This window comes from Oleiphilus sp. HI0086, assembly GCF_001635225.1.
On the sequence record NZ_LWFZ01000343.1, the window covers coordinates 1 to 280 of the forward strand.

Consider the following 280-nt stretch of genomic DNA (forward strand, 5'->3'; position numbering starts at 1 on the left):
AGGTAGTGGTGTGCCAATTCGTGTTCACGGTGCTTTTGTTGATGACCACGAAGTTCATAAGGTGGTTGAAGCATGGAAAGAACGCGGGCAACCTAATTATCTTGAAGAGGTTCTATCTGGTGGCGATAGCTCAGACCCCGCGGTAGCAGCCTTTGCAGAAGAAGGTGGTGGAGACAACGAACAAGATGCCTTGTTCGACCTGGCTGTAGCATTTGTTACGGAAACCAGAAGAGTATCTATCTCCTCAGTGCAGAGAAAGCTGAAGGTAGGCTATAACCGA

Annotated in this window: 1 protein-coding gene; it reads left to right on the forward strand. The window is 48.6% G+C overall.

Translation table 11 applies throughout. The features are described 5' to 3' along the window. A partial coding sequence (locus A3756_RS04435; RefSeq protein ID WP_304438854.1) for a DNA translocase FtsK occupies positions 1-280 on the forward strand: 280 nt, incomplete at both ends.